General features: G+C 75.1%; 8 protein-coding genes. 4 read left to right on the top strand and 4 right to left on the bottom strand.

Features of this window, described 5'->3' with window-relative positions; translation table 11 throughout:
• Positions 1-223 precede the first annotated feature (223 nt).
• On the top strand, positions 224-19,213 hold the full coding sequence (locus HFP48_RS21495; RefSeq protein WP_168580000.1) for a non-ribosomal peptide synthetase: 18,990 nt from the start codon (positions 224-226) through the stop codon (positions 19,211-19,213).
• Positions 19,213-20,901 (top strand): polysaccharide biosynthesis tyrosine autokinase, encoded by a 1,689-nt coding sequence (locus HFP48_RS21490; RefSeq protein ID WP_168579999.1) that lies wholly within the window; start codon positions 19,213-19,215, stop codon positions 20,899-20,901. The genes HFP48_RS21495 and HFP48_RS21490 overlap by 1 nt, the downstream gene beginning before the upstream one ends.
• Here HFP48_RS21490 and HFP48_RS21485 read toward each other — a convergent pair.
• On the bottom strand, positions 20,872-21,387 hold the full coding sequence (locus HFP48_RS21485) for a protein tyrosine phosphatase (protein WP_102799605.1): 516 nt from the start codon (positions 21,385-21,387) through the stop codon (positions 20,872-20,874). The genes HFP48_RS21490 and HFP48_RS21485 overlap by 30 nt on opposite strands.
• A 155-nt stretch (positions 21,388-21,542) precedes the next feature.
• Here HFP48_RS21485 and HFP48_RS21480 point away from each other — a divergent pair, with 155 nt between their 5' ends.
• Positions 21,543-22,967 carry a chaperone protein gene (locus tag HFP48_RS21480; RefSeq protein WP_168579998.1) on the top strand — a complete coding sequence of 475 codons (1,425 nt, stop codon included), beginning with the start codon at positions 21,543-21,545 and terminating at the stop codon, positions 22,965-22,967.
• Between the two features lie 68 nt (positions 22,968-23,035).
• Positions 23,036-23,461 (top strand): ATP-binding protein, encoded by a 426-nt coding sequence (locus HFP48_RS21475; RefSeq protein WP_006934328.1) that lies wholly within the window; start codon positions 23,036-23,038, stop codon positions 23,459-23,461.
• Between the two features lie 37 nt (positions 23,462-23,498).
• Here HFP48_RS21475 and HFP48_RS21470 read toward each other — a convergent pair whose 3' ends face one another.
• The 3 genes from HFP48_RS21470 to HFP48_RS21460 are packed head-to-tail and all read right to left on the bottom strand — an operon-like array spanning position 23,499 to position 26,865.
• Positions 23,499-23,942 (bottom strand): response regulator, encoded by a 444-nt coding sequence (locus HFP48_RS21470; RefSeq protein WP_006934327.1) that lies wholly within the window; start codon positions 23,940-23,942, stop codon positions 23,499-23,501.
• Positions 23,939-25,591 (bottom strand): sensor histidine kinase, encoded by a 1,653-nt coding sequence (locus HFP48_RS21465; protein ID WP_050035753.1) that lies wholly within the window; start codon positions 25,589-25,591, stop codon positions 23,939-23,941. The genes HFP48_RS21470 and HFP48_RS21465 overlap by 4 nt, the downstream gene beginning before the upstream one ends.
• A gap of 11 nt (positions 25,592-25,602) precedes the next feature.
• Positions 25,603-26,865 (bottom strand): fused response regulator/phosphatase, encoded by a 1,263-nt coding sequence (locus tag HFP48_RS21460; RefSeq protein ID WP_006934322.1) that lies wholly within the window; start codon positions 26,863-26,865, stop codon positions 25,603-25,605.
• Between the last annotated feature and the right edge of the window lie 46 nt (positions 26,866-26,911).

Below are 26,911 nucleotides of genomic sequence, written 5' to 3'. Positions count from 1 at the left end.
GTTCACGCGGTCAAACCCCCTTCGATTCCTCCGGGGTGACCATAACCGAGAAACCGGTCGGCTGGTCGGTTCGAGTGGTGAGTAACGCCGAGGATCGTTAGGGTCGATGTATTCGACGGTGATGGATGCAGGGAGGCGTCCACGCCGTGGTCGATCGAGGGGTTCCACTGCACACCCGTCGATCTCGAGGGAAACACGAGGGGGTGCGGTGCCGTCTTTTGCCATGTCCACGAGTCAGCGTGGACTGTGGTTTGCTCAGCAGCTCACCCCGGACGTCCCGTTCACCATCGCCCAGTACCTGGACCTGCACGGCCCGCTCGACGCGGACCTGATCCGCGCGGCCTGCAACCAGGCCGCCCGCGAGGTCGAATCCGGAACGCTGTTCCTTGAGATCGTCGACGGCGAGCCGCGGCAACGGGTGATCCCCGACGTCGACGACTACCCCGGCTACCTGGACCTGCGCGGCCACGACGACCCCGAGGCCGAGGCGCGACGGTGGATGGACGAGACCTACACCCGTCCGCTCGACCCGCTGGACGATCGGCTCATCGCCACCACGCTGATCCAGCTCGCCGACGAGCACTTCTACCTCTTCACCTACATCCACCACCTCGCCCTCGACGGGCACGGCGGCATGGTGATGCTCGGCCGCAGCGCCGAGCTATACACGGCGTGGGCGCGCGGGGAGGAACCGCCGCCGCTCGCGGCGCTGAGCCTCGAGCGAATCGCCGAACACGAGCTCGCCTACGTCGGCAGCACGCGGCAGGCCACCGACCGCGAGCACTGGAGGCAGCGCCTGGTGGACCTGCCGCCGCCCGTCACGCTCGCCGCCGGTTCCGCCGCCCCCACGATGCCGTGCCGACACGTCGGCGCGGCACTCACCGCCGAGGTGACCGACGCCGTCGCCGAGCTGGCCCGCGACGCCAACTCCACCGACGTCCCGATCGTTGTCGCCGCCTTCGCCGCCTACCTGGCCCGCATGACCGGCACCACGGACGTCGCGCTGAGCCTGCCGGTCTCGGCCCGCACCACCGCGCCGCTGCGCCGCTCGGCGGGCTCGATCTCGAACATCGTGCCGCTGCGGGTGGGCGTGGAACCGGACGTGACCGTCGCCGAGCTGGTGCGGCGCGTGCAGGTGGAGCTGACCGGGGCGCTGCGGCACCAGCGGTACCGCTACGAGGACATGCTGCGCGACCTGCACGCCGTCGGCGATCACCGGGAGACCCGCAGCGCGTTCGGGCCCGTGGTGAACCTGATGATGTTCAACCCGGAGTACGCGTACGGCGACATCACCGGCAACTACAACCTGCTCTCCACCGGCCCGGTCGACGACCTGTCGGTGAACGTGTACGCCGGGATCGCCGGGCGCAGCACGCGGGTGGACTTCGAGGCCAACCCGCGCCGGTACGGCGACGAGACGCTCGCCCGGCACCACCGGCGGTTCCTGGACTTCCTCGGCGCGTTCGCGCGGTCGGCCGACCACGCGGTGGGCGACCTGCCGCTCGCGGCGACCGGCGAACTCGCCGACCTCGTCCCCGCGCGTGGCCCGCACGTCGAGGACGTACGCCTGCTGCCCGACGTGCTCACCGCGCACGCCGGCTCGGACCGCGTCGCCGTGCGCGACGGCGCCGCCGCGCTGACCTACCGGGAACTGGACGAGCGTTCAACTGCGCTCGCGCGCAGGCTGATTGCGTGCGGCGCGGGACCCGACGACCGGGTCGCGGTGCTGCTGCCGCGCTCGGCCGGCTCGGTGGTCGCGCTGTGGGCCGTCGCCAAGGCCGGCGCCGCCTATACCCCGATCGATCCGGACACGCCGGCGCTGCGGCTCGCCGAACTGCTGCGCGACGTGCCCGTCGCGGTGTGCGGCGACGACGTCGCCCTGCCCGACGGCGTGACCCGCGTGGATCCGGCGGGCGGCGAGGTGTCGCCGGCGCCGTTCGACGCGGGCGAACGGCTGCGTCCGCTGCACCCCGACCACCTCGCGTGGGTGATCCACACGTCCGGCTCCACGGGCACCCCCAAGGCCGTCGCCGTCGGCCACCGCGGTCTCGCCGGACTCGTCGCGACGCTGCGGGAGCGGTACCCGGCCGACGCCGCGTCGCGCGTGCTGCACCTGGCCGCCCCGAGTTTCGACGCGTCGCTGCAGGAACTGCTGCTGGCCTTCGACACCGGCGCCACCCTCGTGGTCTGCCCGCCCGACGTGGTCGGCGGACCGGACCTGGCCGCGCTGCTGCGCGAACAGGCCGTCACCCACGCGATCACCGCGCCCGCCGTCCTGGCCGTCACGCCCGAGGCCGACCTGCCGGCGCTGCGGATGCTCGACGCGGGCGGCGAGGCCCTGGCGGTCGACGTCGCCGACCGGTGGTCGCGCGGGCGCACGATGCTCAACGCGTACGGGCCCACCGAGGCCACCGTCCTCGCCACGCTCAGCGAGCCGCTGCGGCCGGGTGGGGGAGTGCCCATCGGCGCACCCGTCCACGGCGTGACGGCCGTCGTGCTCGACGCGCGGCTGCACCCGGTGCCCGTCGGCGCGGTCGGCGAGCTGTACCTGGGTGGGCCGGCCGTCGCCCGCGGTTACCTCGGCGACCCGGCGCTGACCGCGGCCCGGTTCGTCGCGTCGCCGTTCGGCCGCGTGTACCGCACAGGAGACCTGGTGCGCTGGAGCCGTGCGCGTTTCTGGTCGTCGGAGCTACCAGAAACGCGCACGGGCGGCGGGGACGTCCTGGAGTTCGTCGGGCGCGCCGACCGGCAGGTGAAGATTCGCGGCTACCGCATCGAACCCGGCGAGGTCGAGGCGGCGCTCGCCGCCCTCGGCGACGTCGCGAGCGCGGCCGTCGTCGTCCACGGCGACACCCTCGCGGCCTACGTCGTCGGCGACGTCGAGCCCGACGACGTGCACGCCCGCCTCGCCGAGCGCCTGCCCGCCTACCTGCGGCCCGCGACGGTCACCGTCCTCGACGCGCTGCCGCTCACCCCGGGCGGCAAGATCGACCGTCGCGCCCTGCCCGCCCCCGCGGTGGACACGGCCACCGGCTCGCGGCCCCCGACCGGCCCGACCGAGACGCTCGTCGCGCAGCTGATGTGCGAGATCGTCGGCGTCGACCGGGTGGGGGCGGACGCGAACTTCTTCGCCCTCGGCGGGCATTCGCTCGGCGCGGCACAGCTCGCGGCGCGGCTCGGGGTCGCGCTCGGCCGCGACGTGCACCTGCGCGACGTGTTCGACCACCCCACTGTCGCCGGACTCGCCGCGGCCGTCGACGCCGGACCGGCCGCCGCGATGCCCGCGCCCACCCGCTCGGACGACGACACGCCCGCGCCGCTCGCCCCCGCCCAGCGACGGCTGTGGCTGCTCGCGCAGGGTGACACCGCCGCCTACCACCTGCCGTTCGCGCTGCACCTCGACGGCACCCTCGACGTGGCCGCGCTGCGCGCCGCGCTCGGCGACGTCCTCGACCGGCACGAGATCCTGCGCACGGTGTTCACCGAACCCGGCCCGCGGCAACGGGTCCGGCCCGTCGCCGAGGTGCTGCCCGCGCTCGACGTCGAACCCGTCGACCCGGCCGACGTGGACGCCCTGATCGCCGAGTGGGCCGCCGCACCGTTCGACCTCGCCACCGGCATCCCGCTGCGGGTGCGGCTGCTGCGCGTGGGCCCGGACCGGCACGTGCTCGCCGTCGTCGCCCACCACATCGCCGTGGACGGCGCGTCGTTCGTGCCGCTGACCCTCGACCTCGCCGCCGCCTACGCCGCCCGCGCCGCCGGGCACGGCCCGCGGTGGGAGCCGTTGCCGCTGCGGTACTCCGACTACGCCCGCTGGCACCGCGCCCTGCTCGGCGACGCGGACGACCCGGACAGCCTCGCCGCCCGCGAACTCGCGCACTGGACCACCACGCTCGCCGGGCTGGGCGAGGCGCCGACGCTGCCCACCGACCGTCCCCGCCCCGGCCGCCCCGGAGCGGCCGAATCGCTCGAATTCGCCGTCCCCGCCGCGCGGTTCGAGGCGCTGCGCCGCCTGGCCGCCGCGCACGACGCCACCGCGTTCATGGCGGTGCACGCCGCCGTCGCCGTGTGGCTGTCGGCGTGGACCGGGGGGCGCGACGTCGCCGTCGGCTCCGGCACGGCCGGCCGCGAGCACCCCGACCTCGAGCGTCTCGTCGGCATGTTCGTCGGCACCGTCGCGCTGCGGCTCGACGTGGACCCGGCCGCGTCGTTCACCGAGCTGCTCGCCGCCGCCCGTCGCGCGGACCTCGACGCCTACGCGCACGCGACGGTGCCGTTCGACCGCGTCGTCGACGCGCTCGGCTTCGCGCCGTTCCAGGTGATGCTCGCCTACGACAACGTCGCCGTGCCCGACCTCGCGCTGCCCGGGCTGAGGGTGCGCGCCGAGGAGATCCCGTCCGGCCGCGCCCGGTTCGACGTGGAGATCGCGGTGCGCGAGCTGCCCGACGGCTCGCTGTGCGGACGGGTGATCTACGACGGTGCCCTGTTCGAGCGCGCGACGGTCGCCGCCGCGGTGGCCCGCCTGCACGCGGTGCTCGACGCGGCCGTCGCCGCGCCGCAGGCACCCGTCGGCGATCTCGAACTCGGCGCTCCCGAGGTCGTCCTGGCAGACCCCGGGCCGGTCGCGACGTTGCCGGAGCTGCTCGCCGCGCACCCGCTGCTGGTCGCGGCGCCGTGCGGCGTGCCGGTCGAGTTGATCGCCGCCGCAACACCGTTGGCGTGGCACCTGATCGAGCGCGGTCTCGGCCCGGAGGATCGGGTGGCGATTCTGCTGCCGCGGTCGGTGGACTCGGTGCGCGTGGTGGCCGCCGTCGCGCTGACCGGGGCGGCGTTCGTGCCCGTCGACCCCGCGCAGCCCGCGGTGCGGATCGCCCGGATCCTCGCCGACGCCGGGGTGCGGCACGTCGTCGCCCGGCCCGGTACGTCGCTGCCCGACGGCGTCGACTTCGTCGACCCGGACGCCGGATCCGCACGGTCGGGTGAGATCACCGACGCCGACCGGACGCGGACGCTGCGGTCCGACCACGCCGCCTACCTCGTCTACACCTCCGGCTCGACCGGCGTGCCGAAGGGGGTCGTCGTCACCCACCGGGGGCTCGCGCCGCTCGTCGGGGCGCTGCGCAGCCGGATGGACCTCGACCCGCAGGCGCGGGTGCTGCACGCCGCGTCGCCCACGTTCGACGCGTCGGTGCTCGAATACCTCATGGCGGCCGCGGTCGGTGGCACGCTCGTCGTCGCGCCGCCGGACGTGTACGGCGGCGAGGACCTGCTGGAACTGCTGCGCGCCGAGCGCATCACGCACTGGTTCTCCACCCCGGCCGTGCCTGCGCAACTGGACCCCGCGGGCCTGGACGCGCTGCGCGTGCTCGCCGTCGGCGGCGAGGCGTGGCCGGCCGAGACCGCGGCCCGGTGGGCGCCCGGCCGGACCATGCTCAACGTGTACGGGCCCACCGAGACCACCGTGCTCGCCACCGCCAGCGCGCCGCTCGTGCCGGGGGAGCGGCTGACCATCGGCACCGGCCTCGACGGCGTCACCGCGCTCGTGCTCGGCCCGCGGCTGCGGCCCGTGCCCGTCGGCGTGGTCGGCGAGCTGTACCTCGCCGGGCCGGGCCTGGCCCGCGGCTACCTCGGAATGCCGAGCCTGACCGCGAGCCGCTTCGTCGCGTCCCCGTTCGGCGGCGGTCGCATGTACCGCACGGGCGACCTGGTGCGCTGGAGCGGTGTGCCCTTCGGGCGGCCGGAGCAGCCCAAAGGACACACCGGCGGCGGAGCCGCCCTCGAGTTCGTCGGGCGGGTCGACCATCAGGTCAAGCTCCGCGGATTCCGCATCGAACTCGGCGAGATCGACGCCACCCTCACCGGGCATCCCGCGGTCGCCGCCGCCGTCACCGTCGTGCGGGGCGAGGCGCTTGTCGCGTACGTACACGGTCCCGACCCCGCCCGCCTCGACCCGGCCGAGCTGCGGGAGTTCGTCGCCGCGCGGCTGCCGCGGCACATGGTGCCCGCCACGGTCACCGTCCTCGACGCGCTGCCGCTCACGAGTACCGGCAAGATCGACCGCGCCGCGCTGCCCGGACCCACCGCAGACCCGGACCGTCCGAGCACCGGATATCGCAGCGCCGCCGAGGAACTCGTCGCCGGTGCCGTCGCCGACCTGCTCGACGTGCCCACCGTCGCCGCCGACGACGACTTCTTCGCGCTCGGCGGCAACTCGCTGCTCGCCACCCAGCTCGCCGCGCGCCTCGGCGCGGTCGCCGGCCACCGCGTCGGCGTGCGGGAGATCTTCGAGCACCCCACCGTCGCCGGCCTCGCCGTCGCCGTGTCCGATCCGATTGCCGGCGAACGCCTTCCGCTGCTGCCGACCGACGACACCGGTCCGGTGCCGCTCGCGCCGGCGCAGCAGCGGATGTGGCTCACCAACCGGCTCGACGTCGCCGACGCCGCCCCCGGCGACCACGTCGCGTTCGCCGTCGACCTCGCCGCCGGCACCGACCTCGACGCCCTCGCGACCGCCGCCGCGGACGTGATCGCCCGGCACGCCGTGCTGCGCACCGTCCACCCCGACGGCCCGGACGGGCCGACGCAGCGGGTGCTGCCCGGCGTCGCCCTCGACCTCGCGCCACACGCGACACCCGCCGACCTCGACGACGCCCTCACCGAATTCGCCTGCACCGGTTTCGATCTCACCGTCGACCCGCCGCTGCGCACCCGCCTCTACCGCACCGGCGCCGGCTACACCCTCGCGGTGGTGCTGCACCACATCGCCGTCGACGGGCTCTCGCTGCTGCCGCTCGGCCGCGACCTCGCGCTCGCCTACGCCGCCCGGCGCGAGGGGCGCACCCCGGCGTGGCCGCCGCTGCCCGTCACCTACCGCGACTACGCCCGCTGGCAGCACACCCTGCTCGGCGACCCGGCCGATCCCGACAGCCTCGCCGCCCGCCAGCTCGCGCACTGGACCCGCACCCTCGCCGGCGCCCCGCCGCTGCTGGCCCTGCCCACCGACCGTCCCCGCGGCGACGGCGACGGTGCCGCCGGGCGCGTGCGCTTCTCGGTGCCCGCCGAACTGCACGCCGCCGTCGACAAGCTGGCCCGCGCCCACGACGCGACGACGTTCATGGTCGTGCACGCCGCGCTCGCCGTGCTGCTCGCGACCCTGGCCGCCGCCGAGGACGTCACCGTCGGCACCCCCGTCTCCGGGCGGGTCGACCCGATGCTCGACGACGTGGCCGGCATGTTCGTCGGCACCGTCGCGCTGCGGCTGCCCGTGCCGGCCCGCGCGACGTTCGCGGAACTGCTCGCCGACGCCCGCCGCGTCGACCTCGACGCGTTCGCGCACGCCGACGTGCCGTTCGACCGGGTCGTCGACGCCCTCGGCGCCTCCGCGTCGCGGCACCACCCGGTCTTCCAGGTGATGCTCGCCTACGAGAGCTTCGCGCTGGACGGCCTCGACGTGCCCGGCGTGACCGGGGTCCGCGAGATGTCCACCGGCACGGCCCGATTCGATCTCGAGGTCACCGTCCGCGAGAACCGTTCCGCCGTCGGCACCCCCACCGGGCTCGACGGGGTGCTCACCTACGACCGCGGCCTGTTCGACCACGACACCGTCGCCGCGTGGGCGCCGTTCCTGCTGCGCATCCTCGACGTGGTCACCGCCGACCCGGCCGTCGCCGTCGGCGGCATCGACCTGCTCGGCCCCGACGACGACGCGTCCGCACCCCGGCCGGCCCCCGACACGGCCACGCTGCCCGCGCTGGTCGCCGAGCAGGCACGCCGCCGCCCCGACGCGGTCGCGCTCACCCACGGCGCCGACACCCTGACCTACGCCCAGCTGCACGCCCGCTCCGGGGCGCTCGCCGAAATGCTCGCCGAGCGCGGGCTCGGCGTCGAGGACGTCGTCGCCGTCGCGCTGCCCCGCTCGCTCGACCTGGTGGTGGCGATCCTCGCCGTCGCCCGCGCCGGCGCCGTGTACCTGCCGCTGGACGTCACCCACCCGCCGGCGCGGCTGCGCGCCCTGCTCGACGACGCCGCCCCCGCCGCGGTGCTGTGCGACACCGGGTTCGCGGTCGACACGGATGTGGCTCTCCTGCACGTCGATGCGCCCGAGGTTCGGCAACGCCTGGACGCCGGCGCCGCGTTCGATGCGGCCGTGCCTGCCGGTGCCGGCGCGTACCTGATCTACACCTCCGGCTCCACCGGCACCCCCAAGGGCGTGCTCGTCGGGCACGAGGCCGCCGCGGCGGTGTTCGCCGCCACCGGCGACGTCGGGTTCGGCCCGCGCGACGTGTGGACCCTGTTCCACTCCCCGGCGTTCGACTTCTCCGTGTGGGAGATGTGGGGGGCGCTGACCACCGGCGGGCGCCTCGTCGTCGTCGACCACTACACCGCCCGCGACCCCGGGGCGTTCGCCGCGCTGCTCGACGGCGAGGGCGTCACCGTCCTCAACCAGACGCCCACCGCGTTCGGCCAGCTCGCCACCGTCGACACCGCGCTGCCCACGCTGCGGCTGCTGATCTTCGGCGGCGAAGCCCTCGACCCCGGGCGGGTCCGGCCGTGGCTCGCGGACCGGCCGCACGTGCGCGCGGTGAACATGTTCGGCATCACCGAGACCACCGTGCACGTCACCCGCGGCCCCGCCGCCGAGCCCGGCGTCGGGCGGCCGCTGCCCGGGCTCGACGTGCAGATCCTGGACCGGTCGCTGCGCCGCACCCCGCCCGGCACCGTCGGTGAACTCTACGTCGCCGGAGGCCAACTCGCCCGCGGCTACCGCGGCCGCCCCGGCCTGACCGCCACCCGGTTCGTCGCCGCGCCCGGCGGCGCCCGCCGCTACCGGACCGGCGACCTCGGCCGCCGCGGCCGCGACGGGGTGCTGCACCACCGGGGCCGCGCCGACGACCAGCTCGAGCTGCGCGGCTACCGCATCGAACCCGGCGAGATCGAGGCCACCCTGCTGCGCTGCGACGGCGTCACCCAGGCGGTGGTGGTGCTGCGCGACGACCGGCTCGTCGCCTACCTCGTCGGCGGCTCACCTACCGGGGCGCTGCGCGAGCTTCGCCGCACCCTGCCCGACTACCTCGTGCCCGCCGCCGCCGTCGCGCTGGATGCGCTGCCGCGCACCGCCAACGGCAAGCTCGACCGCGCGGCCCTGCCCGCACCCGCCGTCGCCCCCACCGGCGGCCTCGCCCCGCACGGGCCGCTCGAGGAACTCGTCGCCGAGGTGTACCGGGAACTGCTCGGCGCCGGGCCCGTCGGCGCCGGCGACGACTTCTTCGCGCTCGGCGGCAACTCGCTGCTCGCGACCCGCCTCGCCGGGCGCCTCGCCGACATCGCCGACGTCGACGTCACCGTCCGCGACGTGTTCGACGCCGCCACCGTCGCCGGCCTCGCCGCGCTCCTCGCCGCCCGCGCCGGCACCGGCCGTCGCCGTGCCCCGCTCGTCGCGGCCGGCGACGACGCCCCGGCGCCGCTGTCGCCGGCGCAGCAGCGGCTGTGGTTCGTCAACCGGCTCGACCCCGGATCCGGCAGCTACAACCTGCCGTTCGCGGTGCGGCTCGACGGCCGGCTCGACGTCGCGGCGCTCACCGCCGCCGTCGCCGACGTCCTCGACCGGCACCGCACCCTGCGCACCGTGTACCCCGACCCCACCGCGCAGGTGGTGCGGCCCGTCGCGCGGCCCGGACTCGAGCCCGTCGCCGTGCCCGCCGGGGGGCTCGACGAGTTCGTCCGCGAATTCGCCGCCCCCGGCTTCGATCTCACCCGCGAGACGCCGGTGCGGATGCGGCTGTACCGGCTCGCGCCGCGGCGGCACGTGCTCGCGGTGGTGGTGCACCACATCGCCGCCGACGAATGGTCGCTCACCCCGCTGCTGGGCGACATCGTCGACGCCTACACCGCCCGGCGCGCCGGGCAGGCGCCGCGGTGGGCGCCGCTGCCGGTGCAGTACACCGACTTCAGCCGCTGGCAGCGCGCCGACGCCGACGGGCAGCTCGCGCACTGGGCGACCGTGCTCGCCGGCCTGCCCGACGAGGTGACCCTGCCCGGCGACCGGCCGCGGCCCGCGCGCCCGACCGGCCGCGGTGCCACCCACCGGGTGGCGGTGGATCCCGTCGTCGCCGAAGGTGTTTCGCGGCTCGCGCGGGACGGTCGCGCGACGACGTTCATGGTGCTGCACGCGGCGCTGGCCGTGCTGCTGGCCCGGCACGGCGCCGGCGACGACATCGCCGTCGGCACCGTCGTCGCCGGGCGCGGCGACCCGCAGCTCGACGACCTCGTCGGCATGTTCGCCGGGACCCTCGTCCTGCGCACCCCCGTCGACCCGGACGCCACCTTCGCCGACCTGCTCGCCGAGGTCCACGCCCGCGACCTCGCCGCCTACACCCACCCCGACGCGCCGTTCGAGACCCTCGTCGAACGCCTCAATCCCGCCCGCAACCCCGCCCGGCATCCGCTGTTCCAGGTCGCCCTGTCGCTGCGCCGCCCCACCGTCGACGCGTTCGAGCTGCCCGGCCTGACCGCGCGGGTGCTGCCGGTGGCCGACGAGCACGCCAACTTCGACGTCCAGCTCGTCGTCACCGAGACCGGCACCGGCGTCGACCTCGAATTCGCCTACGCCACCGACCTGTACGACGCGGGCACCGTCGCCGCGTTCGCCGACCGGTACGTCGCGATCCTGCGGGCCGCCGTCGCCGACCCGGCCGTGCGGATCGGCGACATCGACCTGCTCACCGAGCGGGAACGCGCCGCGCTCGTCCCCGCCGCCGGCCCCGAGCCGGCCCCGGCGCGGACGCTGTGGCAGTGGTTGGCCGCCGGCGCCGCCCGCGGCGGCGACGGTGTGGCCGTGCGCGACGGCGACACCGAACTGACCTACCCGCAGCTGCTCGCGCGCGTCGACGCGCTCGCCGCCCGGCTGCACGCCGCCGGCGCCCGGCCCGGCACGGCCGTCGCGTGCGCGCTGCCCCGCTCGCTCGACTCCGTCGTCGCGGTGTGGGGCATCGCCCGGCTCGGCGCCGCCCCGATGCTCGTCGACCCCGCCCAGCCCGCCGCGCGGCTCGCCGCGATGCTCGGCGACGCGACCGTCGGCGTCACCGGCGCCGCGCACCGCGGGTTGCTGCCCGCCACCGTGACCTGGCTCGATGTCGCCGGCTCCCACGGTGCCGGCTTTCACGGTGACGGCTTTCACGGTGACGGTGTCGAGGTGGCCGACCCGGGCTCCGGCGCGCCCGCCTACCTGGTGTTCACCTCCGGAACCAGCGGAAACCCCAAGGGCGTCACCATCACCCACCGGGGGGTGAGCGCCCTCGCCGAGGACCTCGCCGAGCGGTTCGCCGCCGCGCCCGGCGACCGGATGCTGCACGTCGCGTCGCCGAGCTTCGACGCGGCGATGCTCGAGCTGCTCGTCGCGGGCACCGCCGGCGCGACCCTCGTCGTCGCCGGGCCCGACGCGTACGGCGGCGACGCCCTCGCCGACCTGCTCGCCGGCGAGCGCATCACGCACGCGTGCGTCACCCCGTCGGCGCTGGCGACCGTGCCGCCGCGGGCGCTGCCCGACCTGCGGGTGCTCATGCTGGGCGGCGAGGCCGTGAGCGACGAGCTCGTCGCCCGGTGGGGCGCGGGCCGTCGCCTCTACAACGGCTACGGCCCCGCCGAGGCCACCGTCTTCGCCACCTGTTCGCCGCCGCTGGTGCCCGGCGCGGACGTCGTGATCGGCACCCCCGTGCGCGGGGTCCAGGCCGTCGTGCTCGACGAACGGCTGCGGCCCGTGCCCACCGGCGTGGCCGGCGAGCTGTACCTGGCGGGGGAGCGGCTCGCCGACGGGTACCGCGACGACCCGGGCCGCACCGCGACGCGGTTCGTCGCCGCCGACGGCGGTCGTCGCCGGTACCGCACGGGCGACCTGGCCCGCTGGGCCCGTGCGCGTTTCCGGTCGTCGGAGCTACCAGAAACGCGCACGGGCGGCGGGGTCGCGTTGCGGTTCGTGGGGCGCAGCGACGATCAGGTCAAGCTGCGGGGCGTGCGCATCGAACCGGGCGAGGTCGACGCCGCGCTGCGGACCGTGCCCGGCGTCGAGCAGGCCGCGACCGTCGTGCGCGACGGGGCGCTCGTCTCCTACGTCGTGCCCGCCGGCGTCGACGCCGAGGACGCGCGCGGGCGGCTGCGGCAGAGCCTGCCCGCCCACCTCGTGCCCGTCGCCGTCGTGCCGCTCGACGCGGTGCCGCGCACCGCGCACGGCAAGCTCGACGTCGCGCGGCTGCCCGCCCTCGACCTCGGCGGGCGCGACGAGCCCGGCACCGGGACCGAGACGCTCGTCGCGCGGGTCTACGGCGAACTGCTCGACTCCCCGGTCGGCAGGACCGACGACTTCTTCGCCGTCGGCGGCAACTCGCTGCTCGCGACCGTGCTCGTGGGCCGGCTGCGCGAGGAGACCGGCGTCGCCGTGCCGCTGCGGCTGATCTTCGAGCACCCCACCGTCGAGGGGCTCGCCGCCGCGCTCGACGCCGGCGGACTCGACGTCGAGGCCGGGCCGGTGCCCGTCCACCCGCGCCCCGCCCGGATCCCGCTCAGCCGCGCGCAACGTCGCCTGTGGGGGCTCAGCCGCCTCGACCCCGACGCCTACCTGCTGCGCGCCGACGTGCGCCTGACCGGCCCGCTCGACGTGCCCGCCCTCGAGGCCGCGCTCGGCGACGTCGTGGCGCGGCACGAGATCCTGCGCACCCGCATCGTCGTCGACGAGCAGGGTCCGCATCAGGTCCTGGCAGACCGTGGTGTCCATTGGGACCTCGAGGGGACCGAAACGACACCACGGCGCCTGCGCCTGACCGTGGACCACGCCGCGGCGGACGGGCCGTCGCTCGCGCCGCTGCTGCGCGACCTCGCCGTCGCCTACGCCGCCCGCGCGGCCGGGCAGGCGCCGCGGTGGGAGCCGCTGCCGCTGCAGTACGCCGACTACGCGCTGTGGGAACAGGCGCGCGGGATCCCGGAGGCGGACGCCGCGCACTGGCGGCGCGCCCTCGACGGGCTCGATCCGGTCGAATTACCCACGCAGGCAGGTTGTTCGGAGACGGAGTCGTTGGAGCAGGAGGCCGGGACCGTCGCGTTCGAGGTGCCCGCCGACGTGCGCGCCGGGATCACCGAGCTCGCGCGGGCCCACGGCGCCACCGAGTTCATGGTGCTGCACGCCGCGCTGTCGGTGCTGCTCGCCCGCGTCGGCGCCGGACACGACGTCGCCGTCGCCGCCGTGGTCTCCGCCCGCCGCTGGGCGCAGGTCGAGGACCTCGTCGGCCCGTTCCTCGAGACCCTCGTGCTGCGCGCCCGCGTGGAACCCGACATGCCGTTCGCCGGGCTCCTCGCGCAGGTCCGCGACTTCGACGTCGCCGCCCTCGACCACGCCGGGGTGCCCTACGAGCAGATCCTCGCCGGCCTGCCCGGCCGCGCCCCGCAGGTCGCGCTCGCCCTGCAGGACTTCACCCTCGCCCCCACCCGGATCGGGGACCTCACCGTCGAGGCCGAGGAGATCGTCCGCGGTGCACCGAAATTCGACCTGCAGTTCGCGTTCGCGCCCGCCGCGGACGGCTACGCCGGCACCCTCGTGCACGACGCGTCGCGGTTCGCCGGACCCACCGCGCGGCGGCTCGCGGACCGGTTCGTCGCCGTCCTGCGGCACCTCGTCGCCGCGCCCGGCACCACCGTCGGGGACCTGCCCGTCGACTGTCCCGCCGCGCCGCTGACCGGCGCCGCCCCCGCCCCGGCCCGACCCCTGCCGGACCTGCTGCGCGCCACCGCCGCCGCGCACCCCGACCGGGAAGCCCTGCGCGAGGGCGACACCGCCCTGACCTACCGCGAACTCGACGCCCGCTCCGACGCGCTCGCCGACGAACTGCGCGCCGCCGGCGCCGGCCCCGGCACCGTCGTGCCCATCGACCGGCCCCGCGGCCTCGAGTACGTGCTGCGGCTGTGGGCGATCACCAAGACCGGCGCCGCGTTCACCGGCGCCCCCGACGCGGCCGGCCCGGCGCCGGCGAACGTCGCGTACGTCGTGTCGACCTCGGGCTCGACCGGGGCGCCCAAGCGCGTCGCCGTCACCCACGCCGGCCTCGCCCCGCTCGCCGCCGAGGCCGCCCGCCGCTACCGCGTCGGACCCGGCGACCGCGTGCTGCAGGGCTACCACCCGGCGTTCGACGCGGCCCTGCTCGAGATCCTGCTCGCCCACACCACCGGCGCGACCCTCGTCGTCGCCCCGCCGGAGGTGTACGCGGGGGAGGACCTGCAGCGGCTGCTGCGCGCGCAGCGCATCACCCACTACCTGTCCACCCCCGCGGTGCTCGGCACCCTCGACCCGCACGAGCTGCCCGACCTGCGGGTCGTCGCGTCCGGCGGCGAAACCCTGCCCCCGGCGCTCGCCGCCCGCTGGACCGACGGCCGGCACATGCTCGACGCGTACGGACCCACCGAGGCCACCATCGTCGCGACCCTCACCGACGTCGACGGCCGCGGCGGCATCGGCCGGCCCGTCCCCGGCACCGTCGCGCACGTGCTCGACGCCCGCCTGCGCCCGGTGCCCGACGACGCCGTCGGCGAGCTGTACCTGGCCGGGGAATCCGTCGCGCTCGGCTACCTCGGCGCCCCCGCGCTCACCGCGCAGCGGTTCGTCGCCGCCCCCGGCGGCACCCGCCGCTACCGCACCGGCGACCTGGTGCACCGCCGTCCCGACGGCACCCTCGCCTTCCGGGGCCGCACCGACCGGCAGCTCAAGGTCCGCGGCGTGCGCATCGAACCCGGGGAACTCGAGGCCGCCCTGCTCGCGCAGCCCGGCATCCGGCACGCCGTCGCGCTGGCCGCGGGCGGTGCGCTCGTCGCCTTCGCCGCCGCCGATCCGGGTGTCGAGCCGAGCCGCGTGCTCGCCGGGCTCGCCGACGTGGTGCCGCCGCACCGCATGCCGACGCGGCTGCGGTTGCTGCCGGAACTGCCCACCACCGTCAACGGCAAACTCGACACCGCAGCCCTGCGCGAAGTCGACACCGCAGCCCTGCGCGACCTCGACACCGCCGGGGACGCGCCCGCCGACGACCGGCCGCTCACCGACGTCGAGGACCTCGTCGTCACCGTCGCCGAGAGCGTGCTCGGCGCCCGGCCCGACATCCACGCCGGGTTCTTCGCCGCCGGCGGTGACTCGCTGTCCGCCGTCGTCCTCGCCGCCCGCCTCGCCGACGCCTTCGGCACCGACGTGCCCGTCCGCGCCGTGCTGCAGGCACCGACCCTCGCGGCACTCGCCGCCCACATCCGCGACGGCGACCGCACTCGGATCCCGTTGCGCCGCTATGACGACGACGCCCCCACCCCGCTCGCGCCCGCGCAGCAGCGGCTGTGGCTGCTCGGCCGCGCCGAGCCCGGCAGCGCCGCCTACACCGTGCCCGTCGCGCTGCACCTGACCGGTGACCTCGACACCGCCGCACTGGCCGCGGCCGTCGCCGACGTCGCCGCCCGGCACGAGATCCTGCGCACCGCCTACCCCGACGGCGTCGCAGCCGAGGTCGATCCGCCTGTGCTCGAAGCGGTTCCGGGCACCGACCCGGCCGCCGCCGTCGCCGAGGTGATCACCGCGCCGTTCGACCTCACCGCCGACGCGCCGCTGCGGATCCGGCTGATCGAACTCGGCGCCCACGAATGGGTGCTCGCCGCCGCGGTCCACCACATCGCGTTCGACGGCGGCTCCGTCGCGCCGCTGCTGACCGACCTGCAGCACGCCTACGCCGCCCGCCTCGCCGGGGCGGAACCGATCTGGTGGCCGCTGCCCGTGCGCTACCGCGACTACGCCCGCTGGCAACGCGACCTGCTCGGCGACCCCGCCGACCCGGACAGCCTCACCGCCCGCCAACTCGACCACTGGGCAACGACTCTCGCGGGCCTGCCCGACACGCCGCTGCCGCTGCCCACCGACCGGCCCCGGCCCGCGCGGCCCAGCCACCGCGGCGGCGCCGTCACCGCCCACCTCGACGCCGGCACCCACCGCCGCGTCCGCGACGTCGCGCGGGCCCACGACGCGACCGGCTTCATGGTGCTGCACGCGGCGCTCGCCGCGCTGCTCGCCCGCCGCAGCGGCCGCGCCGACATCGCCGTCGGTACCGCCGTCGCCGGGCGCGCCGACCCGCGCCTGCACGCCCTCGTCGGCATGTTCGTCGGCACCCTCACCCTGCGCACGACCGTCGCCGGGGACGAGCCGTTCGGGGACCTGCTGCGCCGCATCCGCACCACCGACCTCGACGCCCTCGCGCACGCGGACGTCCCGTTCGACCGGGTCGTCGCGCGGGTCGCGCCGGTCCGCGGCACCCACCATCCGCTGTTCCAGGTGCTGCTCGCCCACCGCACGGTGCCCGCGGGGGAGGACCTGCCGCAGCTGCCCGGCCTGCGCGTGCGCGAATTCGACGCCGGCACCCCGGCCGCGCAGTTCGATCTCACCTGGGACGTCACCGAACGCGACGGCGACGGCGGCATCGACGTGCGTCTCGTGTACGCCACCGACCTGTTCGACCCCGCCACCGCCGGCGCGCTGCTCGACGACTACGTCGCGCTGCTCGGTGCCGCGCTCGCCGACCCCGGCACCGCCGTCGGCGACCTCGCCGCCTCCGCGCCGGCGCCGTTGTCCGCGCCCGCCGCGGCGCCGCGCACGCTGCCGCAGCTCCTGGCCGCCACCGCCCGCACCCACCCCGGCGCCATCGCCGTGCGGGCCGGGGCCGTCGCCTGGACCTACGCCGGGCTCGCCGCCCGCGCCGACGTCGTCGCCGGGGAACTGCGCGCGCGCGGCGTGACCCGCGGCGACGTGGTCGCCGTGGCCGTGCCGCGCGGGGAATGCTGGCCGCTCGCGGTGTGGGCCGTCGCCCGGACCGGCGCGGCGTGGGTGTCCGTCGACCCGGCGCAGCCGCCCGCCCGCGTCGAGACCGTCCTGCGCGACAGCGGCGCCACCGTCGGGTTGACCGTGGCAGGTGCCGAACCGGTGGGGGAGGGCATCGACTGGGTGGACCTGACCGGCGAGTGGGAGGCGCGGGAAATCCCTGCGGCGGAGCCGCATCCGGACGACACTGAGCCGCAACCGCATCCGGACGACACCGCGGCGGAGCCGCATCCGGACGACACCGCGGCGGAGCCGCATCCGGACGACACCGCGGCGGAGCCGCATCCGGACGACACCGCGTATCTGATCTACACGTCCGGGAGCACCGGCACCCCCAAGGGTGTCGCCGTGCCGCACCGCGGCCTGACCGCCGTCGTCGACGCGCAGCGGCACGTCCTCGGCGTCGCGCCGGGCAGCCGGGTGCTGCACGCGGCGTCGCACACCTTCGACGCGTCGGTGTTCGAACTGCTCGCCGCCCACGCGCACGGCGCGACCCTCGTCGTCGCCCCCGACCACGTCTATGCCGGCGCGGCGCTGCAGCGGCTGATCGTCGACGAGCACGTCACCCACGTGGTCGCCACCCCCACCGTGCTGGCCACCGTCGACCCGGACGCGCTGGGGCGCCCGGTCACCGTCCTGTCCGAGGGCGAGGCGCTCACGGCGCCCGTCGTCGAACGCTGGCGGCGGCACCGCCTGCTCAACGGGTACGGGCCCACCGAGTTCACGATCGCCGTGTCGTTCGGCGGGCCGTTCGACCCCGGCGCCCGGCCCACCGTCGGCACCCCCGTCGCCGGCGCCACCGCCCACATCCTCGACGCGCGCCTGCACCCCGTCCCAGCCGGGGTGATCGGGGAACTGTACGTGACCGGGGCGGGCCTGGCCCGCGGCTACCACGGCCGAAGCGGGCTCACCGCAACACGATTCGTCGCCGACCCGCACGGCGAGCCGGGCACGCGCCTGTACCGCACCGGCGACCTCGCGCGCGTCACCGCCGACGGCGAGCTCGACGTCCTCGGCCGCGTCGACGAGCAGATCCAGCTGCACGGCATCCGCGTCGAACCCGCCGAGATCGACGCGGTGCTCACCGCCGCCGACGGCGTCGAAGCCGCCGTCACCGTCGCCGTGCCCGGCCCCGCGGGCGGAACCGTCCTCGCCTCCTACGCGCAGGGCAGCGCCGACGCCGCCGCGCTGCGCACCCGCGTGGCCGCGCACCTGCCGCGCGCGCTGCGGCCCGCCGCGATCACCGTCGTGGACGCGCTGCCGCTGCTGCCGTCCGGCAAGGTCGACCGCGCCGCGCTGCCCCGGCCCGACTTCGACTCGCCCGCAGACGGATTCGTGCCGCCCGACGGGGCGACGGCCGAGACGGTCGCCGCCGTGTTCGCCCGGCACCTCGGCCGGCCCCCCGGATCGGTGTCCGCCGACCTCGGGTTCTTCGACCTCGGTGGCACGTCGCTCGGGGCCGTCGCCGTCGCCGCCGACCTGCGGGCCGAACTCGGCCGCGACGTCCCGCTCGAATGGCTGCTCACCGCACCCACCGTCGCCGACCTCGCCGACCGGATCGACCACGGCGGCGACGACACCGACCCGCTCGCCACGCTGGTGCCGCTCGCGGGGCGCCCCGGCGGCACCGCGCTGTTCTGCGTCCACCCGATCAGCGGAATGTCGTGGTGCTACACGGGACTCGCGCCGCACCTGCCCGGAGTCGCGCTGTACGGGCTGCAGGCCACCCGGCTCGCGCCGCTGCCGCGCACCGTCGCCGAGTTCGCCGCCCGCTACGTCGACCGGATCCGCACCGTCCAGCCGGAGGGCCCCTACCACCTGCTGGGCTGGTCCCTCGGCGGCACCATCGCGCACGAGATGGCCGTGCAACTGCACGAGGCGGGGCAGCAGGTGGCGTCGCTGATCCTGCTCGACACGCTCACCCCCGACACCCTCCCGGACGTCGCGGCGCTGCCCGACGAGCCCGTCGTCGAGCTCGAGGTGCCCGGCCTGCCGCCGACGTTCGTCGCCGAGATCCGGGAGCGGGCTCTGGCCGCGGGCGCCGCGCTGGAGGAGGCCGTCACCGCGCACACCCCGCGCGTCCTCGACGGCGACGCAGTGCTGTTCCGGGCCCGGCCCGGCGGGCCGACCGGACCCGACCTCGCGGCGAGCTGGCGGCGCCACGTCCGCCGTGTCACCGAGCACGACGTGCCCTACCCGCACTCCGACCTGACCACCCCCGGCGCGCTGGCCCTGATCGGCCCCACGCTCGCCCGGCACCTGACCGAACGACAGATTTCCGCGCCCGTAGGGTGCACCGACAGTGTCACAGCAACGAGGGAGACACCGTAATGGAAGTACACGACTACCTACGCATCCTGCAGGCGCGATGGAAGATCGTCGCCGTGACGACCGTGGTGGCGGTACTCGGTGCGCTCGGAGCCTCCCTGCTCACCACCCCGATCTACCAGGCGAGCACCCGGCTGTTCGTCTCCACCTCCTCCGGGGCCTCGGTCAACGAGATCTACCAGGGCAACCTGTTCTCGCAGCAGCGCGTCGCCTCCTACACCAAGTTGCTCACCGGCACCACGCTGGCGCAGCGCACCCTCGACCGGCTCGGCCTGTCCGACGTCACGCCGTCGCAGCTCGCCGGAAAGGTCACCGCGTCGTCCGCCCCGGACACCGTCCTCGTCGACGTCAAGGTCGACGACGAGTCGCCGGAGCGGGCCCGGGACCTCGCCAACGCCCTCTCCGACGAGTTCGTCGTCATGGCGCGCGAGCTCGAGACCCCCGAGAACGGCGGTGAGCCCACCGCGCGGGTCGTCGTCGAGCAGCACGCCGACACCCCGGTGACCCCGGTGTCGCCGAAGACGAAGCGCAACCTCGCGCTCGGCCTCGCCGTCGGCGTGCTCCTCGGCATCGCCCTCGCGGTGCTGCGCGACCGGCTCGACAACACCGTCAAGGACCGCAAGACGGTCGAGGAGCTCGCCGGGACGGGCCTGGTGGGCACCATCCCCCTCGACAAGGAGCGGCAGGAGCATGCGGCGATCGACTTCCAGGAGTCGAACTCCGGCAGCGCGGAGGCGTACCGGGAGATGCGCACCAACCTCAAGTTCCTCGACGTCGACAACCCGCCGCGCGTCATCGTCGTCACCAGCGCCCTGCCGGCCGAGGGCAAGACCACCACGGCCATCAACACCGCGCTGGTGCTCGCGGAGGCCGGCCATTCCGTGGTGCTCGTCGAGGGTGACCTGCGCCGGCCGCGGGTGTCGAAGTACCTCGGGGTCGTCGGCGACGTCGGGTTCAGCACCGTGCTGTCGGGCCAGGCCGGTCTGGAGGACGTGCTGCAGCCCAGCCAGTACGAGGGCCTGTGGGTGCTGGCCTCCGGGGCGCTGCCGCCCAACCCCAGCGAGCTGCTCGGCTCCGAAACCGCGAAGCACGTCATCGATCACCTGCGGGCGCGCTTCGAGTACGTGATCATCGACGGCTCGCCGGTCCTGCCCGTAACCGACTCGGTCGTGCTCGCCGCGGCCACCGACGGCGCGCTGCTCATCGCTCGCCACGGCAAGACCACCCGCGAGCAGCTCAGCCGCGCGGTCGGCAACCTGGGCAGCGCCGGCGCGCACCTGCTCGGCACCATCATCACGATGACGCCGAACAAGGGCCGCGGCGCCTACGAGTACCGGTACTACTACGAGTCCGACGAGTCGGCGAAGAAGGCCCCGGCCGCTGCGTCGACGCCCGCCCCGGCCGGGTCGGCTCCCGTGCAGCCGGGTCCTGTTGCACAGACCACCGGCGGACGCCGCTACCGCGAGGAGCAGAACCGGCCGGAACCGTACCGGCCGGAGCAGCCGCACCGGGGCGGGCCGGACCACGACGACGCGCAGCCGGGACAGCACTACCGGGCCCCGCAGGCGTACACCGCCGACCCCGCCTACCGCGAGCAGGCGGTGCCGACGGCGGTGTCGCGGCCCGTCGCGCCGTCGCCCATGCAGGGCCCGCGCAACGGGTCAGTCGTGGATCCGGGCGAGCAGCGGTAGCAGCAGATCGGCGATCTCGGTCCCGACGGCGACAAACGTGTCCTCGTCCAGACCGATCGGATCGGTGACGTCCTCCGGTCCGGGCGCGGGGAACTGCGCCCGGGCCGCGGCGAGCTCGGCGACGGTCTCGGCGCCGCTGAGCTGCTGCAGCCGCGCGGCCTCGCGCAGCGTGAACGTCCGCTTGAGCATCCGCGGCGCCGCCTGCAGCACAGCCCCCCGATGCGACTCGGCCATCGTGATCACCAGGTCGGCGTCCTGGGCGAGGTGCGGCGACAGGCGCCGGGCGACGAAACCGTCGGGCTCGCCGCCGAGCTGGCGCAGCACGAGCGCGGCCGTCGGCTCCATGGGCCGCCCGACCATGCCGCGGGTGCCGGCGCTGTGCGCGGACAACTCACTCCGGCCGGTTTCCGTCGCGTATGCGGTGGTCAACAGCTCGGCGGTGGGCGATCGGCAGATGTTCCCGGTACAGACGTACAGAACCCGCATCGCTCGATCCTAGGCAGCACACGGCTCGCTCGTCCGGTTGTGACGGCGTGTGTCCGATTCGCCGGGTGGGCGTGTCCGGACCGTTCGGTAGCATCGGGCGGTCGGGATGCGCCGGGGGTGGATGTGCGGCGCAAAACACAATCAGAAGGCGGCTGATGAGTTCGGTTCTCGGGGTGACCGCAGGGACGAGTGCCGTCCGGATCGTTCGTCCGATCGATCCGGCCGCGCCCGCCGCGGGCTACCAGTTCCAGGTGGTGGAGACCAGGCAGGACGATCCGGCACGGCTCGCGGCGCAGACCGTGGGCGTGCTCGTGCAGGCCGGCATCGCGGGCGACACCGTCGAGCGGGTGGGCCTGGTGTACCGCGACGCCGCCGACGCCGAGCGGCTCCGCGCCGCGATGGCCGAGCAGGGACTCGACCGCTACACCCTCGTCGGCGAGTCCGAGGCGGCCCTGGCCTACCTGCGGGCCACCGGCGAGCTCCCCGGTGACGTCGCGGTGCTCTACGACCTGGGTGCCTCCGGGCTCACCGTCACCGTCGTCGACCGCACCACCGGTGCCGTGCACACCGAACGCACCAGGACCGTCTCCGGCCGCCTGTTCGACGACGCGGTGCGCCTGCACCAGCTCGGCTCGGACGGGGTGTGGCGACCCGACGACCCGGAGGACGAGGAGTTCGTCGCCCAGTGCCGCACGGCCAAGGAACAGCTGTCCGGCAGCGACGCCGTCGCCGTGCCGGGCACCGCCGGCGTGATCCTCATGTCCCTCGAGACCTTCGACCCGCTGATCACCCCGCTCGTGGAGGGTTCCGCGCGGTTCCTGCGCGACGTCGTGCACCGGTCCGGCGCCCGGCCCGAGACGATCGTGCTGCTCGGCGGCGGCGCCCACGTCCGGCTGGTGCGCCGGGTGCTCGAGACGTGGATGAAGCTGCCCGTCGTGGTGCCGCACGAACCCGAAATCGTCCTGGCCAAGGGCGGCGCCCTGCGCGCCGTCGCCGCGGGCCCCACCGCGTCGGCGGTCACCGAACTGATCGTCCCGCCGGGGGCGACCGAACGCATCGTCCCGCCGCGCGGAGTGGCGCCGCAGCGCACCGAGCGGCTCGCGCGGACCGAGACACCCGCGCCGGCCGCGGTGGACGACGCCGGGCCGCCGGAGCGGACGCCGGCGTGGAAGCGGGCGACGACCGCGCCCGGCCCGCACGTGTCGGGCCGCCAGATCAGCGGGGCCGGGCTGGCCGGCACCGCCCTCGGCGTGGTGGCCATGATCGGGCTGGCGCTGGGCGCACAGAACACCTTCGCCGGCGACGACGAGTCGGAGCCCCGGCCGACCGAGGTGATCGTGACGACGCCGCCGCGGACCCCGCAGCCGGCACCCGCCGTCGCGCCGGTACCGGCGCCGACGACGACCACCGTGCCACCGACCGAGGAGTCCACGACGGAGCGGGTGGTGCCGCCCCCGCCGGTGGCCACCGCTCCGCCGCCGCCGCTGATCCCCGGGCTCAACATCCCGGTACCGACACTGCCGCCGCTGCCGCCCCTGCCCACGATCGAAGTGCCGCCGGAGCTGCGGCTACCGATCTGACGGACCCCTCCGCCGCCGGGGAGCCTCGTGGCCGATGGCGCCCGGCGCGACGGGTTAGAGTACAGACGATGTTTTCGCCGCAGAACACCCCGCTGTGCGACTCGGTCACGCTGGCCTATCGGCGCGTGCGCGCCGAGCCCGGTCAGCTGACCGTGCTGCGGCGGGCCCTGGAGCGCTGGCTCGACGCGGTGCACGTGCGCCCCGAGCTGACCCGCGACGTGCTGCTGGCCAGCTACGAGGCCCTCGCCAACGCCGTCGAGCACGCCTACCGCGACGGTGCGTCGGGCACCCTCGACCTCGAGGCGACGCTGATTCCGGGCGACCGTCAGGTCGAGGTCGCCATCATCGACCGCGGCAGCTGGCGCGCGAACGACACCGACCCGGGCACCAGCTCGCGCGGGCACGGTCTCACGCTGATCAAGTCCCTGGCCGACACGGCGACCGTGGCCCCGGCCGACACCGGGACCGTCGTCACCATGCGCTGGAGTATCTAGCGGCAGTAGTTGTCGGCGACCGTAGTCGCCGGCATCGCTAGTTTCGGCGGCGGGGCAGCCGCACCACCTGGACGAAGAACTCGTCGATCTGCCGGACCGCCCCGATGAACTGGTCGAGGTCCACCGGCTTGGTGACGTACGCGTTGGCGTGCAGCCGGTAGCTGCGCAGGATGTCCTCCTCGGCGGCCGAGGTGGTCAGCACCACGACCGGGATGTCGGACAGGTCCGGGTCGGACTTGATCTTCTCGAGGACCTGGCGTCCGTCGTACTTGGGCAGGTTGAGGTCGAGCAGGATCAGGTCGGGACGCGGCGCTCCGACGTGCTCGCCGCGCTGGTACAGGAAGTCCAGCGCCTCCTCGCCGTCGCGGACGACGTGCAGCTCGTTGCCGATCTTGTTGTCCTCGAAGGCCTCACGGGTCATCAGCTCGTCGCCCGGGTCGTCCTCGACCAGGAGGACGTCGATGGGTTCTGCGGGGGTCATGCGGGGGCTCCTTCGAGATCGGTGTCGGCCGGGGCGTGCTCTTCGGGTTCTTCGTCGGGCAGGGCGGGCAGGGTGAAGCAGAACCGGGTGCCGCCGGTGTGCTCGGTGTCGATCCAGATCCTGCCACCGTGGTACTCGACGATCTTCTTGCACACCGCCAGGCCGATGCCGGTGCCGGTGTAGACGTCGCGGCCGTGGAGGCGCTGGAAGATGATGAATACCTTCTCGGCGAACTCCTCGTCGATGCCGATGCCGTTGTCCGTGACGCACAGCTGCCAGCGGCCGGCGCCCGCCCGGTCACCGTCGTCCTCACCGTCGATCCGGTCGCACGTGATCCGCACGACGGGTGCGCGGTCGGGGTGGCGGAACTTGATCGCGTTGCCCAGCAGATTCTGCCAGAGCATCGTCAGCAGGGTCGGATCGCCCGTGATCTCGGGGAGCTGCTCGGGCCGCTCGATGCGCGCCCCGGACTCGTCGACGGCGGCGGCGAGGTTGGCCACTGCCTTGTCCAGCGGCTGATCCAGATCGACGCGCACGTGGGCGTCGTTGACCCGGCCGACGCGGGAGAACGCCAGCAGGTCGTTGATGAGGACCTGCATGCGCTTGGCGCCGTCGACGGCGAACGCGATGTACTGGGTGCCCCGTTCGTCGAGCTTGTCGCCGTAACGCTTCTCGAGCAGCTGGCAGAAGGAGGCGACCTTGCGCAGCGGCTCCTGCAGGTCGTGGGAAGCGACGTAGGCGAACTGCTCGAGTTCGGCGTTGGAGCGGCGCAGTTCCTCGGCCTGGGCGTCGAGGTCCGCCTTCTGGCTGGCGAGGCGCTGGTGCTGGGTGTGGGCGGCCGCGAGCGCGAACACGATGCGCCCGCGCATGGCTTCGACGTCCTGGGCCAGGGCCCGGATGTCCTTCGGGCCCTGGGGGCGGATGTGCTGGTCGAAGTTGCCGTCCGCGACGACGCGCCGCGTCGCCGCGCGCAGGCTGACCAGCGGCATGGCGACGAGGTTGTGCACGAGGATCACCATGAGCAGGCCGGTGAGCAGGAATCCCGCCACCATCGCCACGAGCACGGAGTTGCGGATCGTCCTGGCGTGGATGAGGTTGTCGTAGCCCTCCGCGCGGGCTTGGACGAGTTCGGCGTTCTGCGTCTCGAAGAGGGTGCGCATGGCGTCGAACGTGGTCCGGCCCCGCTCGGTGCTCGCGGGATCCACGGGCTGGGGGACGCCGGGGACGACGCTCGCGACGAGCGGGTCGGCGTAGTCGGCGCGCCACGCCGCCGCCGCCGCCTCGATCTCGTCGACGGCGGCGAGCAGTTCCGGATGGCCGGCGGTGAACTCCCGCATCCGGTCCGCGGCCTCCTGCTCGATCCGCTTGCCCGCCAGGTACGGCTCGAGGAATTCGACGTCGGCGGTGGCGGCGTAGCCGCGGGCGCCGGTCTCCTGATCCAGCAGCGCCGCCTGCAGGCGGTACGCCTCGGCGCGGGCCGGCTGGATCTGGTCGACCAGTTCGTCCGTGATCTGGGCCGTGCGCTGGATGAAGTAGCCGCCCACGATGGTGCCGAGAACGACGAACACGGCAAGGACCGCGAAGGCGACCTGGAACCAGCTCTGGACCGTCAGCCGCGAGCGCACCCGCTCGACCTTGGGTTCGGGCATCGACGGGTCTCTCATGACTGCTTCGTCACCTTCTCGCTCCAGCGCACGTGTACCACGGCCACGTCGTCGGCGAGTCCTCCGTGACTCTCCGCCAGCGCCTCGGCCCGGTCGATCAGGGTGTCGACGAACGCCTCGGGCGCCAGGTGGCCCTCCTCGCGGGCCAGCCGCAGCAGGCCCTCCTCGCCGAGGCGTTCGCCGCCGTCGCCGATCCGGCCTTCGAACAGCCCGTCGGTGAACATCACGATGCCGCCGCCTTCCGGCAGTTCCAGCTCGTGCACGGGCCACGTCGAGACGCCGGGCAGCAGTCCGAGGGCGGGTCCGCCGGGCGCCTCGACCCAGTCCACCCCCTGGGAACTGTGCAGCAGCAGGCCCGGATGCCCGGCGCGCATCACCTGCACCCGGCGCCGGTCCGGCGACATGGCGAGGCTGGTGAGGGTGGCGAAGTGCCGCTCGTTCGCCCGTTCGGCGACCATGATCTGCTCGAGCTTCTGCAACTGCGCGACCCCGGTGACGCCGGTGACCACGAGGGTGCGCCAGGCGATCCGAAGGCTCACCCCGAGTGCGGCCTCGTCGGGGCCGTGCCCGCTGACGTCGCCGATGAGCACGTGCACCGTGCCGTCCTCGGTCTGCACGACGTCGTAGAAGTCGCCGCCGAGCAGGGACTGCTCGCGCCCGGGCCGGTAGCGGGCCACGACGTCCACGTCGCCCGTGCCGCGCAGCATCGGCGACGGCAGCAGGCCGCGTTCGAGGCGGGCGTTCTCCCGCGCCTGCAGCCGGCTGGCCTGCAGCGCGACGGCGGCATGCTCGGCCTGCTTGCGCTGGATCGCGTAGCGCACGGTCCGGCCGAACATGTCCGGCTCCACCCGACCCTTGACGAGATAGTCCTGCGCGCCGGCGGTCACCGCCGCCAGCCCCGTCTGCTCCTCGGCGAGGCCGGTGAGCACCACGACCGGAACGCCGGCGGCGTACTGCTGCACCCGGGCCAGCGCGTCCATGCCCTGCGCGTCGGGCAGATGCAGGTCCAGCAGGATGCAGTCGGGCAGTCCGTCGGCCAGCTCCGCGCGGGCCGCGGCCATCGTCTGGACCCATTCCAGGCGCATGCCCTGCGCGCTGTCCGCCACCAGTTCCTCGACGATGAGTGCGTCGCCGGCGTCGTCCTCGATCAGGAGGACCGACGGCTCCTCCCGGTCCCAGTCGGTCTCCAGAGCGACCGATGTACCTTTGCTGCTACTTCCTGGTGGTGCGCCGGCAGGCCCGTGCTGCTCGGAGAACATGGCCCCTGCCCTTCGATCTCGCGTGCCGTGATCCCGGATCCCTCGC

This window comes from Rhodococcus sp. DMU1 (assembly GCF_012272955.1).
Lineage (GTDB): Bacteria > Actinomycetota > Actinomycetes > Mycobacteriales > Mycobacteriaceae > Rhodococcus > Rhodococcus aetherivorans.
This window is presented reverse-complemented; position numbering and strand designations above follow the sequence as displayed.